The sequence below is a fragment of the Sulfobacillus thermotolerans genome (assembly GCF_039623705.1).
Taxonomy (GTDB): domain Bacteria; phylum Bacillota; class Sulfobacillia; order Sulfobacillales; family Sulfobacillaceae; genus Sulfobacillus; species Sulfobacillus thermotolerans.
In genome coordinates this window covers 412430-428828 of sequence record NZ_CP133983.1, presented here as the reverse complement: position 1 = coordinate 428828, position 16399 = coordinate 412430, and the positions used below count along the sequence as shown (strand labels likewise).

Annotated in this window: 17 protein-coding genes; 1 reads left to right on the top strand and 16 read right to left on the bottom strand. The window is 53.4% G+C overall.

Annotation, left to right across the window (positions count from 1 at the left end; genetic code table 11):
- Positions 1-3: 3 nt before the first annotated feature.
- Positions 4-1197, bottom strand: a complete 1194-nt coding sequence (locus ORD20_RS02040) for an acetyl-CoA C-acetyltransferase (protein WP_103375776.1) — start codon at positions 1195-1197, stop codon at positions 4-6.
- Between the two features lie 95 nt (positions 1198-1292).
- On the opposite strand from ORD20_RS02040, the gene ORD20_RS02035 reads away from it, so the two are divergent.
- On the top strand, positions 1293-1796 hold the full coding sequence (locus ORD20_RS02035) for a flavin reductase family protein (protein ID WP_103375775.1): 504 nt from the start codon (positions 1293-1295) through the stop codon (positions 1794-1796).
- On the opposite strand, the gene ORD20_RS02030 is transcribed toward ORD20_RS02035, so the two are convergent.
- The 15 genes from ORD20_RS02030 to ORD20_RS01960 form a co-directional block, all read right to left on the bottom strand.
- Positions 1793-2062, bottom strand: a complete 270-nt coding sequence (locus ORD20_RS02030) for a hypothetical protein (protein ID WP_103375774.1) — start codon at positions 2060-2062, stop codon at positions 1793-1795. The two genes, ORD20_RS02035 and ORD20_RS02030, sit on opposite strands and share 4 nt — an antisense overlap.
- Before the next feature lie 3 nt (positions 2063-2065).
- Positions 2066-3106 carry a glycosyltransferase family 4 protein gene (locus tag ORD20_RS02025; protein ID WP_103375773.1) on the bottom strand — a complete coding sequence of 347 codons (1041 nt, stop codon included), beginning with the start codon at positions 3104-3106 and terminating at the stop codon, positions 2066-2068.
- Complete coding sequence (locus ORD20_RS02020) at positions 3107-3718, bottom strand: guanylate kinase (RefSeq protein WP_242968551.1); 612 nt, start codon at positions 3716-3718, stop codon at positions 3107-3109.
- Positions 3719-3746: 28 nt separating this feature from the next.
- Entirely contained in the window at positions 3747-5276 is a 1530-nt protein-coding gene (locus ORD20_RS02015; RefSeq protein ID WP_242968550.1) for an MDR family MFS transporter, read from the bottom strand.
- Entirely contained in the window at positions 5237-6592 is a 1356-nt protein-coding gene (locus ORD20_RS02010) for an MFS transporter (RefSeq protein WP_430626474.1), read from the bottom strand. The genes ORD20_RS02015 and ORD20_RS02010 overlap by 40 nt, the downstream gene beginning before the upstream one ends.
- 48 nt (positions 6593-6640) lie before the next feature.
- Positions 6641-7399, bottom strand: a complete 759-nt coding sequence (locus ORD20_RS02005; RefSeq protein ID WP_103375769.1) for a glucosamine-6-phosphate deaminase — start codon at positions 7397-7399, stop codon at positions 6641-6643.
- Positions 7392-8246 (bottom strand): glycoside hydrolase family 3 protein, encoded by an 855-nt coding sequence (locus tag ORD20_RS02000; protein WP_430626473.1) that lies wholly within the window; start codon positions 8244-8246, stop codon positions 7392-7394. Before ORD20_RS02000 ends, ORD20_RS02005 begins: the two co-directional genes overlap by 8 nt.
- Positions 8243-9418 (bottom strand): exo-beta-N-acetylmuramidase NamZ family protein, encoded by a 1176-nt coding sequence (locus ORD20_RS01995; RefSeq protein ID WP_103375767.1) that lies wholly within the window; start codon positions 9416-9418, stop codon positions 8243-8245. Before ORD20_RS01995 ends, ORD20_RS02000 begins: the two co-directional genes overlap by 4 nt.
- Before the next feature lie 114 nt (positions 9419-9532).
- Positions 9533-10369: a GNAT family N-acetyltransferase gene (locus ORD20_RS01990; RefSeq protein ID WP_430626472.1), complete on the bottom strand. Its 837-nt coding sequence runs from the start codon at positions 10367-10369 to the stop codon at positions 9533-9535.
- Positions 10370-10415: 46 nt separating this feature from the next.
- The gene (locus ORD20_RS01985) at positions 10416-11459 is read right to left on the bottom strand and encodes a GNAT family N-acetyltransferase (protein ID WP_430626471.1); all 1044 of its coding nucleotides are present in this window, start codon (positions 11457-11459) and stop codon (positions 10416-10418) included.
- Between the two features lie 19 nt (positions 11460-11478).
- Complete coding sequence (locus ORD20_RS01980; RefSeq protein ID WP_430626470.1) at positions 11479-11982, bottom strand: serine hydrolase; 504 nt, start codon at positions 11980-11982, stop codon at positions 11479-11481.
- Positions 11983-12057: 75 nt separating this feature from the next.
- Positions 12058-13059 (bottom strand): oligopeptide/dipeptide ABC transporter ATP-binding protein, encoded by a 1002-nt coding sequence (locus ORD20_RS01975; RefSeq protein ID WP_103375762.1) that lies wholly within the window; start codon positions 13057-13059, stop codon positions 12058-12060.
- Positions 13056-13979 (bottom strand): ABC transporter ATP-binding protein, encoded by a 924-nt coding sequence (locus ORD20_RS01970; protein WP_430626469.1) that lies wholly within the window; start codon positions 13977-13979, stop codon positions 13056-13058. The genes ORD20_RS01975 and ORD20_RS01970 overlap by 4 nt, the downstream gene beginning before the upstream one ends.
- 6 nt (positions 13980-13985) lie before the next feature.
- Positions 13986-14978 (bottom strand): ABC transporter permease, encoded by a 993-nt coding sequence (locus ORD20_RS01965; RefSeq protein ID WP_242968549.1) that lies wholly within the window; start codon positions 14976-14978, stop codon positions 13986-13988.
- Between the two features lie 69 nt (positions 14979-15047).
- Positions 15048-16181, bottom strand: coding sequence for an ABC transporter substrate-binding protein (locus ORD20_RS01960; RefSeq protein ID WP_430626468.1), 1134 nt, complete (start codon positions 16179-16181; stop codon positions 15048-15050).
- Between the last annotated feature and the right edge of the window lie 218 nt (positions 16182-16399).

The following is a 16399-nucleotide window of genomic DNA, read 5'->3' as shown; positions in this document are numbered from 1 at the left end:
TCTTTAGACGGATTCGATCACACACGCAATCCCCTGCCCACCCCCAATGCAAAGTGACGCAAGGCCAAACTGTTGATGACGACGGCGCATCTCCAGGGCTAGCGTGAGAAGCAAGCGTGCGCCGGAAGCGCCGACGGGATGCCCTAACGCAATAGCGCCGCCATTGACGTTGGTTTTGTCTCGGTCAAGCCCTAGTTCTTGTTCGACGGCTAAATACTGGGAAGCAAACGCTTCATTGATTTCGACGAGCCCCACGTCTTCAATATCAAGCCCGGCATTTTCCAGGGCAATACGAGAGGCAGGAACGGGGCCAATGCCCATAATCCGGGGGTCGACCCCCGCAACGCCGTAGCTGACAATCCGAGCCAAAGGGCGCAATCCATGGGCCTGCACAAAATCACCGGTCGCTAAAACCAACATGGCGCTGCCGTCGTTGATACCCGATGCATTGCCGGCCGTGACCGTACCGGGTGTCTTAAAGGCTGGCTTCAGGTGCGCCAACGTTTCGACAGTCGTCCCCGGACGCATGTGCTCATCAAGAGCAAACTCCGTGATTTGTCCTTTGACGCGCACTGGCACGGGAACAATTTCTTCTTGCAAACGCCCCGACACCTGCGCCTGGTAGGCCCTTGCTTGACTCAGCGCCGCATAGGCATCTTGGGCTTCCCGCGTGATGCCATATTGTTCTGCGAGATTTTCAGCCGTCGCTCCCATCCCTAAACCGCACCCCATATCCGTAAGCACATCAAGCAACCCGTCGGTCAACACCGGCGCCCCAGCCTTGACGCCAAACCGACTATTGCGGAGGTGAAAAGGCGCTTGACTCATATTCTCCGTTCCCCCTGCCAGAGCCACCTGCCCTTCTCCAAGCACGAGAGATTGCGCGGCCGATATGGCAGCTTGCAGACCCGACCCGCACAGGCGATTGACCGTCAAAGCCGGGGCGCTCAAAGACATTCCCGCATTAAGCGCGACGTGGCGCGCGGTATATGCCGCATCGGGACTGGAAGGCAGCACGTTGCCAACAATCGCAAAATCCATGTGAGCCGGCTCTAACCCCGCACGCCGGATCGCTTCTTCTGCCGCAATACGTCCAAGTTCTGTCGAATCGATGTCTTTTAGCGTGCCACCGTAGGTTCCAAATGGCGTACGCGCTCCCGCTAATAAATAGATTTCGGTTGACCGAGAAACCAGCATCGCGCACCTCTTCTCTGCCCGCTCACCCCATGTCCGCGGGTTTTCATTTCGTTGAGCCCATGATACCATGAGAATGTCAGCTAGAAAGGACTATCATGGTGAATAGCCAACTTTTCCGAAAAACTATGGGACATTTTGCCACAGGGGTTAGCGTCATTTTGGCCGAATTGACGCCCGATTTGCATGCCATGACGGCGAACTCCTTGACATCGGTGTCATTGGATCCGCCGCTGATTTTGATATCGGTCGATCATAACGCCCGCATGCACACAGCCATGACACTGGGGGCTCCTTTTACCGTAAATATTTTAAAGGCCTCCCAGAGTCAACTGAGTACCCGCTTTGCCAACCCGCACCCTCCGGCTAATCTCTTTGAAAATCTCACGCTAATTCCAGCGCCTCACGGCATTCCCTATCTCGCCGCAGCACTGGCCTATATCGCCTGCCGCGTTGAGGCGATCTACCCTGGGGGCGACCATTCTGTCGTGCTCGGCCGCGTCGAGGACATGGCGGTATTATCGGAGGATCCTCCGCTACTGTTCTATCAAGGCCAGTACCGTACGCTGGAGAGCTTAGCCTCGCCCGGGCCGTTGACCTAGGCGGGCGGGGCTACAGGCAAATCCTCAAGGTCGTTTTCATCCAACACAATGCCCCCCAGCGGCAATACCCCGTTATGACGGGCGATTTGCCGCGCAATCAAGGCGTCAATGACGGGTCGTAACAACTTGGGGCGATACGCCTTATAGCCCAACTTTGCTAGCGCCGCTTTCGGCATGGTAATACGGCAATGCAATAAATCCACCGAGGTATTGGCGATCACGACATCTGGTCGAGACCGGTCTACACTGACCACGACGATATCCATCTTTTATCCTGCCTTTCGTTGCACTTGTCTGTAGAGCTCTTGTATCTGTCCTAAATTATGAGCAAAATCATACCGTTTGGCGACCCAAGCAGGCCCTTGCGCGCCCAACAGACGAATCGCATCCGGATCTTTGACCGCTTGCTGTAGCACTTGCTGCCACAGACCCGGGACTTGGGGATCCACCAACAGGCCATTGACGTGGTCATCAATCACCTCACCCAGTCCCCCGATCCGGTGTGCGATAGCCGTTCGTCCCAAGGCCATCATTTCTAATGGTGCCACCCCAAATGATTCACGCCGTGACGCGTATAAACCCACATCGGCCCATGCCAGTTCTTCTGGCAACCGAGACGCCGGTACGATGCCACGCCATTGCAGACGGTCATCCCAACTTGCGTCGTGCGCCATTTGGCGCAACCTCTGCTCTTGACTGCCTGTACCCAACACCCGTCCCTGCCAAGGGCCCTGGACATGGCGCAGCGCTTCAAAAATGATGTCAATCCCGTACACCGGCTCTAGTGCCTTATTGATAATAAAACGCAGGGGGCCAGTATTGGGCGCTTGAGGTCGAAATCGATTTAAGTCAATGCCAAACGGGATAATGGCAATAGGTTTCGCGGTATATTGTTGGGTCACCTTTTGAAGATATTGGCTAGAAACCGTAATCGCATCGGCTCTTTGCAAAATCCATTGGACAAGACTTCGGGTGAGCCGCCCACGACTGTGCGGAAAGCACTCAATATCGGCCCCCCATACAGACACGACCAGCGGGACGAGGTGCGCTGCAGCGCCTAAAAGCCCGTAATGGGAAAGATAGTGGGCATGCACCACATCAGGATGGAAAGCCATGACTTGCTTGCGAATTTGCCACACCGCCGCCGGCGTATCTAACCGCCCGCGGCGCGGAGGCGGCAAACGTCGAATGTCTCCAACCGGACCCGGACGCTGTGACCAAGTCACCACACGATGCCCCTGCTCTTGGAGTCCTTGAATCCAGCGCTGGGTATGCACACTACCGGCATCCGCTAACAACGCAATTCGCATTTAGCGCTCATCCTGCAACTGGTGCATCATATGGTCTAAGGCATATTGTCCCGATCGTCGAGCCCGCTCTACCGCAACAATTGCTTGCACCTGAGCGATGCAGACGCTTAAATCCGTATTTTGCACAATATAGTCATAGCTCTTCGCATGGCGCAACTGCTCCACCGCATTATCCATCCGCGCTCCAAGGTTCGAGACAGCCGACCGTGCCACAATCCGATTTTTAAGTTCGTCCAAACTGGGTGGTAACAGAAATATCGACACAACACGGCGGTGCCGTTCCTGATATTTGAGCCGACCTTTGTAATCAAGCTCAATAATTCCGTCATGGCCTTCCACAAACAGTTCGCGCGGCGACCCATAAAAATGATCGCGATAGACGTTTTCGTATTCAAAAATCTTCCCTTGTGCAATCAACTCCTGAAACTGTTCCGTCGTCACAAAACGGTAATCAAATCCATCCACTTCCCCGTCTCGTGGCGCACGCGTCGTATACGTCACCACCTTACGCAAGGAGGGATCGTCTGCTAGCAGCGCTTGCATCACCGACCCCTTGCCCGCACCTGAAGGGCCGGTAAAAATAAATAATATCGGTTCCACCATATCCTCCATTATGAGCCTCCTGCTCGGCGCTCTTTAATCACGAGATTTCTTGAGGCTGATGCGTCTTAGGCAGCCACCACTCTAATGCAATAGCGAGCACACTCACCAACAATAAAGCCCAAAAAATTTGGTGAATGCCCCCATATAAGCCTTGACGCACGTAGAACACCGCCGATTGCGGCATATTGAGATGTGTCTGAGTTCCTGACGTTAAAGCCGCCACATTTAAACCAGGCGGTAATATGTGCGCAATCGCCCTAGGAGCCCGACGCAACCACCCCAGCAAAAAGGCGTTAACCAGCGTGCCAAAAATCGCAACACCGACCGTAGACCCTAGAGTCCTGGTAAACATATTGCTCCCCGTCACCACGCCGCGTTGATTCCATGCCACCATCGACTGCACGCCGACCAATAGTGATGTGGAGTTGAGTCCAAGCCCTGCGCCCATCAGCAACGATGCCAGCGCCACCTGCCATGGGGCGGAATGCAGGGTAAGAACTAAAAAGCCCAAGCTGGCTAAGATCATGACACTCGAACCAATGAGCGCTGTCCCCCGAAACCCAATGCGCAAATACAACTTTCCGGATAAGGCAGAAGCCACAGGCCAACCAATGGACATTGCCGCCAAGGCAAACCCCGCGACTAATGGTGTACTGCCCAGCCCACTTTGCACGAAAATAGGCAAATAGGAGCTAAGCCCCATTGATACCACACCCACGACCAAGCTACCGGCATTGGCTAAGGCAATAAAGCGGTGGCGAAAAACCCAGATCGGCAATATCGGCTCTGAGGTTCGCCCTTCGTGGCCGTAGAATATGCCCAAAGACACAATACTCACGGCAAAGACCATGATACTTGGCCAGGACAGCCACGGCCACCCCACACCGCCTTCTAAAAGGCCTAAGACCAATGCCCCGGTGCCAATCAAGAGCAGACTCGCTCCCAAAGCATCAATGCGGTGCGCATGCGGCGCAAGCCGTTCGTGAAGATAGCGCCCAATCATGAACAGCGCGGCAAGGCCTATGGGCACATTAATATAGAAAATCCAGTGCCACGACGCGTACTCAACCAAAAATCCGCCAATGGCTGGCCCTACCACCGCCGATATGCCCCATACACTGGACAGGTACCCTTGCATTTTAGCCCGTTCTTGAAGCCCAAACAAATCACCCACGATTGTGGTCGAAATCGGGATAATCGCCGCGGCGCCAATACCCTGAATGCCCCGAAACACAATAAGCTCAATCATACTGCCCGACAATCCAGACAACGCAGAACCCAATAAGAAAATGGCGCTGCCGACCATTAGCATGGGTTTTCGGCCAAACAGGTCGGCCAGCTTCCCATAAATGGGCACCATCACCGCTTGCACTAATAAATAAATAGAAAAAACCCAAGGGAACAACGAAAATCCCCCTAAGTCATGAACGATCGTCGGAATGGCGGTCGCGACAATGGTTCCATCCATTGCCGCAAGCGCCATGGCCAGCATCAAGCCGACCACAATCAGCCGACGCGACAAAGGGCTTATCGGTTGGTCGACATGTTCTGGTTGAGTTGATCCCACGCATCTACCGCCTCTCGCTCCATTCGGTCGAGCAATTGTCTGACCGTCGGAATATCTGTAATTAAGCCGGTAACCTGCCCGGCCCAGGCAAAGCCCTGGTCCCAATCCCCATTTAGTGCCGCTGCCGCATTTTTCTCTCCCGCTACCCATGGCCACAAGTCTTCGGGTTGGGTCACCTGCTGTTCTTGCGCTAAAATCTTATCAACATAGGGCGATGACAATACCCTCCCCGGCCGTCCAATAGAGCGTTCAATGACGACGGTCTGGTTTTCCGGCGTTTGCAGCGGCATTACCATTAAGGCCCCTAGGCCATTGGCCAATCCCAACGCCACTCCGGAGCCCATAGCCGGATTGTCTGGAAAAATATCTTGTCCCATGAGCATCGTCAAAGATGACGTACCAAATAAGGCCACACCGAGCACGGATAAAATAAGCCATAAATAAGCTTGGGGCAAGGCAATATACAAGGCTAACGCTACCGCAGCCAACACTGTGGTGACCCATACGATGGGACGGCGCCCCGTCTTGGCACTTAAATATCCGCCGTAAAGATTGCCCGCAATTCCCACGCCAATAAAGACGGTCACTAACGATGCAGCGCTGACCAAAGAGCCGCCTCGCGCATGCCATACAATAGGCGACAATGTCACAATTTCATAAATCGTTGCGGACCGTACCGACGAAAAGCCAATGAGCCATCCGGCCCGACGTCCGTGTCCACGCCAGTGAAACGTGGCCGAGCGCGCTTTGTGCAAAGACGTGCCCAATGGAATGTACCGGAACAGCGCCGGCAATGACACCAACAACGGCAGAGCCATGAGGCTCAATGCCGTCAGTCCCATGTGTCCCACCAGATATCCCGCGGCAGCCGGAGAAAGGGCCCGCCCCAGTTCGCCGCCGACTAAAAATACGGACATGAAAAGTCCGGGATGGACCGTCGCCAACTTGCGGGCTTGGGACAAGGCTTGCGGATGAAAGAGCGTATTGCCTAGCCCCGTTAAAATCAAAACAATAATCATCACCAGAGGCCGATGAAAAATGCTGAGCAGTAGGGCTCCTAACGCCGTCAACAAAACTCCACCTAAAATAAGGCGCCGTCCTCCCAAATGGTCCGCCCACAATCCTGACAACGGCTGAAGAGTCTGAGCCAGTAAGAGTGCCGTCATAAGCGATCCCACGAGAGGCAACGGCATATGGCGATCAACGGCTAAAAAAGGCAAAATCCCGGGCAGAAAATTAGCCAGCCCATCATTCATAAAATGCGTCCACGTCAGAGCCGCCAATCCTGACTTCCATGTTGTCGTGCCAGCCGCCATATAGTCACCCCATCATATTATACCGAGACGGCTTGGAGTTTTGAAACATTAGGTTCCTGCGCGCCCCGCCAAGGCATTGATACGCGACGCTGCGGCTTGATCGGCAATCACAAGGACATGAGGATGCTGCGTCAACACCGACGCCGGCACAGCCGGCGTGGGAGGCTCTTTCAATAGTTTCTCTAATGCCCACGCCTTGCTCTCCCCAAAAGCGGCTAACACGATGGTGCCAGCTGCCATAATTGTGGCCAGTCCCATGGTCACCGCCTGTTGCGGCACATCATCCAAATGACCATCAAACCACGCGGCATTAGCCTGGCGCGTAGATTCGGAAAGGGTCGCCACATGCGTCAAACTATCAAAGGGTGTCCCCGGTTCGTTAAAGCCAATATGCCCATTGCGTCCAATGCCTAACAGTTGCCAGTCAATGCCGCCATGATCAGCGATTGTCTGGTCATAACGTGGTGCTATCTGAGCTAAATCGGGCCCACAATGCGGAGGCATAAACCATTTCTGTTTCCGCATGCCTAACGGCCCAAAGAGATGCTGTTGCATATAATAGGTAAAAGAATGCGGATCGGAGGCACAAAGGCCGACATATTCATCAAGATTAAATGTCGTCACCTGATCCCATACAACGCGCCCAGCCCGAACTTGGCGCACAATATCTTGGTAGATCGCAATAGGCGTCGAGCCCGTCGCCAGTCCCAAAACCGATGCGGGCCGCGCCGCGACCTGTTCCAAAGCGAGTTCCGCGACGCGGTGGGCCGCATCAGACGCTGTCTGAAAGATTTCGAGCTCAATCATCAGACCCCAACTCCTTTGGTGTCACATCATCGCTTATCGCTTCCACCATCACGGGCAGATGACCTTGGCCAGATTCTTGAACCTCAAACCCCAAGCGCTCGCGTAAAAGGCCCGTTAACACGGTAGGAGATATCGTTGCAGGCCGCTCGGGGTCAAGTTGTTCGAATACAATATGCGCCGTCATCACGGCACGCACGCCCGAGTCGATAGCGGCTTCAAACGGTACTAATTCGGTACGCTGCATACGTTCGAACGAATGACGGATGATAGGAAGGTCGAGATGGGAATCGACTTGCGTATCCCCGTGGCCAGGAAAATGTTTAGCACAGGCAATCACCCCCGTTTCCTGCAAGCCTTGAATCATACGCGTCCCCAGTCGGCTCACTTCCTGCGGGTTATCGCCATAAGACCTCACACCAATCACGGGATTTTCCGGGTTATTATTGATGTCCAATACCGGGGCCAAATTCATATTAATGCCGCAAGCGGCCAAGAGCTTCCCGGTCATGATGCCGATTTGATAACTGAGTGCCGGATCATGACTGGCCCCCACCGCCATATTGCCTGGCAATCCCGGCACATCGGGGCTCAGGCGGCGCACTAAGCCATTTTCTTGATCTGTACAGATCAGAAGCGGATGGGTTTGGCCATTCGCGCGCGCCAAGTCTTGCAAATCTGCGGTAAGTTTTTGCACCTGTTCCACATGGTGGATATTACGGGAAAAAAGAATAATATTTCCCACATGATGCTCTTCAATTAAGCGACGTGCATGATCATCGAGCATATCTTTTGCAAATCCACAGACCAATACTTGTCCAATAAGGTCCCGTAATCCCGAATCAATCACAGTCCCACCTCCTTGGGGTCGGTCGTTCCATATAAGCGGTCCTCTGCCGTTTCTTCCATAAAGCGCGCGCGTTCATGGCTCTCTCGGGTAAAAATTTCCTCAATATGGCCTAAAGATAGGGCCGTGCGCAAATCCTCCGAACCGGCCAACAGATCAAAAAACAAGGGACCTCGCTGGTGGGGATTCAAAAATTCCACCTTATCCGGGTAATCTTTCAAAAGTTGATATAGTAACATGACCCCCGCGCGCCATGCCGCGACTTGACGCCGATGGGTCACATGCAGCTGTACGCCTTGGCATAACGTCCCTTGGTACTGCGAACGCCACGGCACAAAGAAGACCGGCCGCGCCCGGATCCCCGCCATATCCCAATGATTAAAAGCATCCGCCAAGGCAAACCCGTCAATAAAGGGGGCTCCAATCATCTCAAACGGTTTAGCCGTCCCGCGGCCGACCGAGACATTTACCCCTTCAAACAAGCACGTGCCAGGATAAAGCGTCATCATATCCAGTCCGGTCGTATTGGGCGATGACGGCACCCAAGGTAGACCGGTCTCATCCCAGTACATCTTCGGGTTCCACCCGCCAAGCGTCATCACCGACAGATCCAACCCTACAAAGCGCGTGCGGCGTAGCCATCGCGCGATTTCTCCCAGCGTCAGTCCGTGGCGCGCTAGCACGGGAACCGCTCCCACAAACGAGCGACACTGCTCCTCTACCAGCCATCCTTCGGCGCGGTCGGCAATGGGATTGGGCCGGTCCAAAACCAGAAGGCTCACCCCTGCCGTTTCACACGCCTCCATCACACCCACGAGCGTGCTTAAATTGGTATAATATCGACTACCGATATCTTGTAAATCAAAAATCACCATGTCCAACCCACGAAGCATGCTCGGGTCCGGTTTTCTTACCTCCCCATATAAGCTCTGCACGGCAAGCCCTGTGTGCCCATCACGGCTTGAGGCGACGTGTTCCCCTTCCAGTGCGGCATTATAAAGCCCATGCTCAGGGCTAAACAATCGCAGCAGTTCGTGCCCAAACGCCTGATACAAACGTTCAATGACAGGCTGCAACTGCCCATCACACACGCTGTAGTTACTGACCAAGCCCACCCTACGTCCTTGTACACGCTCGGGTTCCATTAATAGACGATCAATGCCTAAGGTCACCATACTCAATATCCCGTCCCCAAGAGACTCATTTTCCGGTGCAGATCGCCATCTGGGACCATAAAGGCCTGCGCCATCGGAAATCCCCGAGGAGCCCCCCGCACCACCATCAACGCGTTATAGTAGGCAATAAAGGGAAAATGACTGGTCGTACAACAACACCTTGCCAAGACCAGTGCCCCTTAGGTCTTTGGCGACGCCAAAAGGCCCAAACCGTTCGCCTATGTCGTCATAACCGCCAAACATGGCAAAGCCTGCAACATCCCCAGCGTCCCCTCGGGCTATCATGATGCGGGAATCCGGTACACCACTAGACAATCCCTCGCGCACCGCCCGCAACCAGTCGGGGTCAAATTCTTGCTCAACGAATCTCAACAAAGGCCAGATCGTCGTGGTGGACAAAGTCTGAAATGTATACCCCTTCTCCATCAAGCGCTTCTCTACGGCGCGCACGTCGGGGTCAACCCTAAAGGTGACTAAGCTTTTGTCCATTGCGGCAGCTGTATAAAGCAGGCGGAAGCCTTCGCGCTGAAAAAATTGCTGTGCCTCGGGATATACCACCGCATCGAGTCCTGGAACAAAATAGTGGGGGGCATAAGACGCAAAGAACACATGGGAACGTCCTTGCCTTAGAAAAAACTCATAGGCCTCGGAAAATAAGGCGGTCGCAATATGTTGACGGCGAAAATGGGGATCGACCCCAAACGCGGTAATCCACCCATTGTGTGGCTCTAAGTCTTGACCGTATAAAGGCAGTCGGCGCACAACGGCTAAGACAAATCCCACGATCTGGGCACCTTGCACCGCCACCAACAGCCCTTGCGGATTGAAATTAGCGTCGAGCAATACTTTGCGCCGCCACCGTTCTTCCGTCATGCCATCGTAGGGCGCAGCCCGGTTCCATACATCGATGAGAGCCCGGTCGTCACCAGGTTGATAGGGTCGAATAATCATGCGAGTTCATCCTCGTCCTATTGACATTAAGAGGTTTTACAACCCCTCAAATATAGTTGAGATCATCCGTTAACATTAACGGCAGGTTGTATTGGCCCTTATTTCTGCCAAAATAGCGAGCCGTCACATCGCCCCAATCCCCCTCTTCCCTGGGCCAGGGCTCATACTCCGCAAGCCATGCACGATAAGCACTGCGTAACACGTCCTCATTGACAACCTTGACCGTTCCTTGCAAAGGACCAGGGACTAGGGTCCATCCCTTCTCATCGGCTAGTCGGTGCATAGAGAAATCCGCCTCATGAATATGAAACTGCAAATGTCTAATGTTCATATGCGTCATCACATAAGGCAACGCTTGGACAATGGCGGCCCGGTCCCCCGCCCACTCCATAATCGTGCCTTGGTCAATCGAGCGCGCGGACACATAGACCACCACGTAAGCCACCGGATGGTCCTCGGGGCCAATGACAAACAATTGTTGGTCAAATCCGGGACGTTGAAACCACAGTGCGTTCAGCAAAACTTCCATGTGTGCCGTCGTCCGCATAAAGCGGTAGGGCTCTTGCCGGTAGAGACGGATTAAACGCGAAGCGTACGAGGCTCTGAGGTGCGCCGGAACTTGGCGCAAAGGATAAGACAATCGGGGCATGGATGGTGTCAACTCGATAAAAACGGTCTCCATCTGGCCCACGGCGATGGCCCCTTGGCGCAAGTATAAATCCCGGTCTCCAGATATCAAACATAACGCTTGCTGCTCATCGCGCATGGTATCAAATACGACTTGGAGGATGCGAGAAGCCAGGTGGCGCCCGCGATATTCCGGCACAGTGGCCACCGACCCAATAGATGCCACTGGAACCGCCGCCCCCGGCACCATGCCAATTTGCTTCAGCACCCCCACCATGCTCACCGGACGCCCCCGGTCCTCAACAAAAAATAAGTTGGCCGCATTGCGGGGGTCAAACAAATGAGGGAATTCTCGGGGCATTCCTTCTCCCGGCGGCCGCTGGGGCCGGTATATGCGGTCCACCATCTCTCCTAATGCCCCGAGATCGTCTGGGGCGGCACGCTTCACCCTAATCGCATCCATTATGCCTTCGTCCTTTCACCTACTCAAATAACGTTTGGGCGACGGCGTTATGAAATCGCCGACGTAAATCACCAATTTCCGTTTGCCGTCCAAAATGGACGCGATTCGTCAAGAGAATCGCCCAATGGCGACTGATGGGATCAAAGATGCACGACGTTCCCGTAAACCCGGTATGTCCTGCCGTGCTCTGGGGCCACAAGTCTCCCGTGACGCTTTGCGGATCGCCCGGCAGAACCCATCCCCATCCTCGGCGCCCATGGGCCATTTCGGTATGCAGTAAAACGGCTCGCTGCCTCACCGCACGGCCGAGGACCGGGGTTTTCTCATCGGGATCTGCGGTCCACAAGCTTAGATACTTCGCGAGATCCTTAGCCGGTGCAAATACCCCTGCATGTCCCGCCACTTTGTCCATGGCCTCCGCGTTTTCGTCATGCACGATCCCCACTTTGGGCTGGCCGTTAATTACCTCGGTCGCTGCAATAATTCTCAATGCCACAAATTCCCGGTGCCTTGTCGGGACCACGAAACCAGGGTGCCTCCTTTCTCTTTTTGGGGTCTTACTGCAATTGTGTGATGGTGTTTCGTCCAAAGGCCTGAGTTATTCGCTTAAGGGAACGGCCACGACATGGCGCTCCTTAGGATAATGACAGGCATATTGATGGGCCGTCCCCACAAGTTCTGGTTTTTCTTGTCCACACAATGGTTGTGCATAAGGGCAGCGCGGAGCGAAGGCACACGCGTGTTCCGGAGGTTGACCATGTCCAAATTCTTTTAAGGGGATATACCGATCAGGCCCTGGCTCTTCTAATCCTTTGAGCACGGGCACGGCGCTTAAGAGCGCTTGCGTATAAGGATGCTGCGGATGCAAGATGACCTCATCGGTAAGCCCGTGCTCGACAATCCTGCCCTTGTAAATAACAAACATTTGCCCGTCATCCCCGACGTAACGGGCAGAAGCCACATCGTGGGTGATAAACAAGACGGAAATCCTAAAGCGCTCCCGTAAGTCCCGCAACAGTTTCAACACCCCTAGCCGCAAGGACACATCAATCATAGAGACAGCTTCATCCGCCACCAGCACCGATGGGTCCACCGTTAAGGCCCGAGCAATCACAATGCGCTGACGCTGTCCCCCTGAGAGCATATGCGGATATTTATAAATGACTGCATCGGGATCAAGCCCTACCAACTCCAGCACCTCGTGCAACCTGTGCATAATCCACGCTTTGTCCGCTCCCCGCTCTTTCGCAATAACTTTTAACGGATCAGTCAAAGCTTGTTCAATCGTGCGCGCCGGGTTGAGTGCCTGATAGGGATCTTGCTGAATCAATTGCACCCGGCGTAACAACGCCGCACGCTGACGTCGGGGCAACTGTGCGAGGTTCTGTCCGTCCATGACCACCTCGCCGGCGGTATAAGCCTCTAATCCGGCCAAGATGCGACCGATGGTGGTTTTCCCGCACCCCGACTCTCCAATAAATGACACCGCTCCGCCGTCAGGAATGTGAAACGAGACATCATTTACGGCCTTTATGGCATCATGGCCTAGTAAGCCGCGGGTTCCGGGAAACGTCTTCTCCAAATGTCTGACCTCAATCATTTCGACATCACCTTAAAACATGCGACTTTGCGGCCAGGACCTGCCATCTCATAGGGAGGCCGATGATTTTCGCATTGGGCCATGCGTTCGGGGCAACGATCGTAAAATAAGCAAGCGTTTTGCACAAACGTCTGAAGATCTGGGGGCGAGCCCGCAAGAGCCACGGCCTGATCAAGATTTCCCGAAATTCGGGGAATCGCTCGAATCAGCCCGCGCGTATAAGGATGTTGGGGATGGGCCAAGACGTCCTCGGTCTTTCCTTCTTCCGCCAGTTCGCCACCGTACATAACGATGACGCGGTCGGCTAAGTCTGCCACCACTCCCATATCGTGCGTAATCAAGATAATGGTTAGGCCGCGTTCTTCCTGGATACTCCGCACAATTTCTAGAACCGATGCCTGCGACAACATGTCAAGGGCCGTTGTGGGTTCATCGAGAATCACGATTTGGGCGTCGAGCACCAATGCAAACATGATGCCTACCCGTTGGCGCATTCCACCGGATAACTCATGCTGATACGACGTTAAGACCCGGTCCGCATCCATACCCATGCGTTCCAAAAGCTCCTTAGCGCGGCGCAACAACGCCCGCAAGTCTTTGACATTATGGGAACGTCCTAAATCCAGCACCTGATGTCCAATGCGCGTTAAAGGATTCAGAGAGTTTTGAGCGGCTTGGAAAACAAATCCCACATGACGGCCCCGCGCCCTGCGCTGACTCTCCTTGTCCAGCGTCATCATATTGCCGACACCATCGATAATCACGGAACCTTTGACAATTTTGCCTGGATGCGGTACGGCATTCATCATAGCCATTGCCAATGTCGACTTGCCCGATCCCGATTCCCCGATGATGCCGGTAATCTGACCCCCGACAATGTCCAATCTAGACGAACTGCTGGTGCTAACGGCTAAAGACATCTCGGCTCACCTCCGAATCCTAGGATCGACGACCGAATACAAGAAATCTGCGACAATGTTCGCGACAATGACCGCCACCGTAATCAGCAAAAACGCTCCGCTCATCAAAGGGTAGTCGCGCGAATCAATCGCATGCAACAACAGATTGCCAAGCCCCGGATAATCGAAGATATCCTCAATGAACAAAGAGCCGCCGAACATAAAACCAATCGACAGCGCAAAGATCGTAAACAGCGGCAAAATCGCATTGTGCGCAATATAGCGTAAGCGCGTCGACGCTTTGATTCCACGCACCTCAGACGCCAGGATAAAGTCATCACCTAATACGCTGATAACGCTGGATTTCATGGTCAAAAGCCATCCCCCATAACTGGATAACGCATACGTCGCTACGGGTAAAATGGCATGCCGGATCAAGGACATGATAAAGGGGCCATTAAATCCGGGTGTCAACGCAGCATTATAGGGCGCACCAAACGGTAATAGCGCCCATATCGTCGTAAAGACATAGGCAAGAAACAGTCCCATGACAAACTGCGGAATTCCATGCATAATCGACCCAGAGAGCGTAATCGCGCTTCCCACCGGTGAGGAACGTTTGACGGCTGCAATGACCCCCGCTAACACGCCCACAATAAAGCTAGCAATCAGGCCTGTCGTCACCAAGATAATGGTCCAAGGTGCTGCGTTGAGAATGATATGAAGCACTGGGACCCCTTCATAAGAAATTGATCGCCCCAAATTCAAGTGCAAGATTTGCCCAATGTAATGCAAATACTGCTGCCACAGCGGTTGATGAGGGATAAAGCCATACATCACACGCACCGCATCCATCGCTTGCACTGGTGTCATTCCGCGCATAATCAGCTCATTATACTTGGCGGACACCGGATTTCCCGGCATCATGCGCACAAGGAAAAAGGTAAACGACGCAACGACCAGCACCATAACGATTCCCGCCACGATCCGTTTCGCTAATCGGATGAGGATGTTTTTCACGTGTGGTCCCTCCGCATACACCATGATGAGCCAGGTCAGGCCCAAAAGACCTGACCCGACACTTTTCCCTTATTTCGGCTGCACGTAGCCGCTCATAATCCACACACCCGGGGGGTTGTCTAGCATGCCATTGTTATGCACGGGGAAATCCGTAAAGCGGGTGGTATTAATAAACTGCACATTGATATAGTTCCACAGCGTGATCATCGGCAAGCTTTCATTCGTGGCCAAAGCCAGCTTTTGTACAATAGGACGCTGTTGCGCAGCGGTCAGGCTGTTGAGATCATAGGTCAACTGGCCAGGATTGACCATTTTCCCGTTCGGCAAGGGAATTTCTTGCGGAGAGTCGACCCAATTGCCTTCCGTCTTGTTACTGTATGGATAATACACCAACTGGCGCTGGTTGCCTGTATAGTTGCGAAAGACCACTTGTTTGATATGAATTTTATTCGCAGCGTAGAAGTCAGGGTTTTTGACAAGCAGCGCTTCACCCGGGTTCAAGTTCTTGATCAAAAAGGGTCCGGCCGAAATATCGGTCTTGGGCGCGTAGTCCACCACGGACTTGCCAATGTTCGTCAGTTCTGTCTGCGCTTTCGTTGCTAAGGCTTTCAGCGCTGGGTTGCTGCCGGTATACATCGATTCGTCAATAATCGTCCAGATGTTCTTGCCCATAATGGGGTCGTATTCAAAAGCGGGTATAATGGGTTGCTGCATAAGCGAATTGAAAAACAAATTGTAGTTTTGGCCGGGCACTTGCGTAAACTGCACTTCTGTCGGCGAAATGACTTTGACACTGCCCAAATAAAAAGCTTGCGAGTTGCCCTGGGTAAAGCCTGCAGCCATGGACGCCTTGACATCCTGCGCTGTAACCGGCTGCCCATTCGACCATTTTGCATTAGGCTGCAGCCACACGGTCACAGTTCGCCCGCCATCAGAAATTTGCCATTTCTTAGCTAATCCGGGATAGAAGTCATTGGGATTCGTCGCCGAATTCGTGAACCATCCCAATTGCATCACATCAAAACTCATAAAACTGTTCCCATTAGTGTTGAAGGGGTTCATCGGAGCCCCGTCGGTAATGCCGTGCGCTTCATCAATCGTGGTGAAGGTCTGAGCTGCGGCACTGTGTGTTGGGGAGGCGCCACAGCCTGCCGCCAACACCCCTAAGCTAGCAATTAGCGCTAGAGGAAGCACTTTCTTCATGATGTCTCTCCTTATCATTCGATTGAAAAGCTGTTTAATCGCCAAATTTTCCGACATAAACACGCTGCATACTGTAAAATTTCAGGGAATTTGCTATAAGCTGTATAGAAATCTGGGGCTTATGTTATCATATTTCAAAAGTAGAACCAATAGAGTGAAAAAAATATTCATCTTCAATTACAAAATATTTTTTCATTCCACATTTCACCATCATGGTT

Excerpts from the sequence above, each read along its gene's own strand:
- ORD20_RS01970 (WP_430626469.1), bottom strand. The coding sequence starts at position 13,979 with ATGTCTTTAGCCGTTAGCACCAGCAGTTCGTCTAGATTGGACATTGTC.
- ORD20_RS01990 (WP_430626472.1), bottom strand. The coding sequence starts at position 10,369 with ATGATTATTCGACCCTATCAACCTGGTGACGACCGGGCTCTCATCGAT.
- ORD20_RS02005 (WP_103375769.1), bottom strand. The coding sequence starts at position 7,399 with ATGATTGAGCTCGAAATCTTTCAGACAGCGTCTGATGCGGCCCACCGC.
- ORD20_RS02020 (WP_242968551.1), bottom strand. The coding sequence starts at position 3,718 with ATGGAGGATATGGTGGAACCGATATTATTTATTTTTACCGGCCCTTCA.
- ORD20_RS01995 (WP_103375767.1), bottom strand. The coding sequence starts at position 9,418 with ATGGTGACCTTAGGCATTGATCGTCTATTAATGGAACCCGAGCGTGTA.
- ORD20_RS02030 (WP_103375774.1), bottom strand. The coding sequence starts at position 2,062 with ATGGATATCGTCGTGGTCAGTGTAGACCGGTCTCGACCAGATGTCGTG.
- ORD20_RS02035 (WP_103375775.1), top strand. The coding sequence starts at position 1,293 with ATGGTGAATAGCCAACTTTTCCGAAAAACTATGGGACATTTTGCCACA.
- ORD20_RS01975 (WP_103375762.1), bottom strand. The coding sequence starts at position 13,059 with ATGATTGAGGTCAGACATTTGGAGAAGACGTTTCCCGGAACCCGCGGC.
- ORD20_RS01985 (WP_430626471.1), bottom strand. The coding sequence starts at position 11,459 with ATGGATGCGATTAGGGTGAAGCGTGCCGCCCCAGACGATCTCGGGGCA.
- ORD20_RS02010 (WP_430626474.1), bottom strand. The coding sequence starts at position 6,592 with ATGGCGGCTGGCACGACAACATGGAAGTCAGGATTGGCGGCTCTGACG.
- ORD20_RS02025 (WP_103375773.1), bottom strand. The coding sequence starts at position 3,106 with ATGCGAATTGCGTTGTTAGCGGATGCCGGTAGTGTGCATACCCAGCGC.
- ORD20_RS02040 (WP_103375776.1), bottom strand. The coding sequence starts at position 1,197 with ATGCTGGTTTCTCGGTCAACCGAAATCTATTTATTAGCGGGAGCGCGT.
- ORD20_RS01960 (WP_430626468.1), bottom strand. The coding sequence starts at position 16,181 with ATGAAGAAAGTGCTTCCTCTAGCGCTAATTGCTAGCTTAGGGGTGTTG.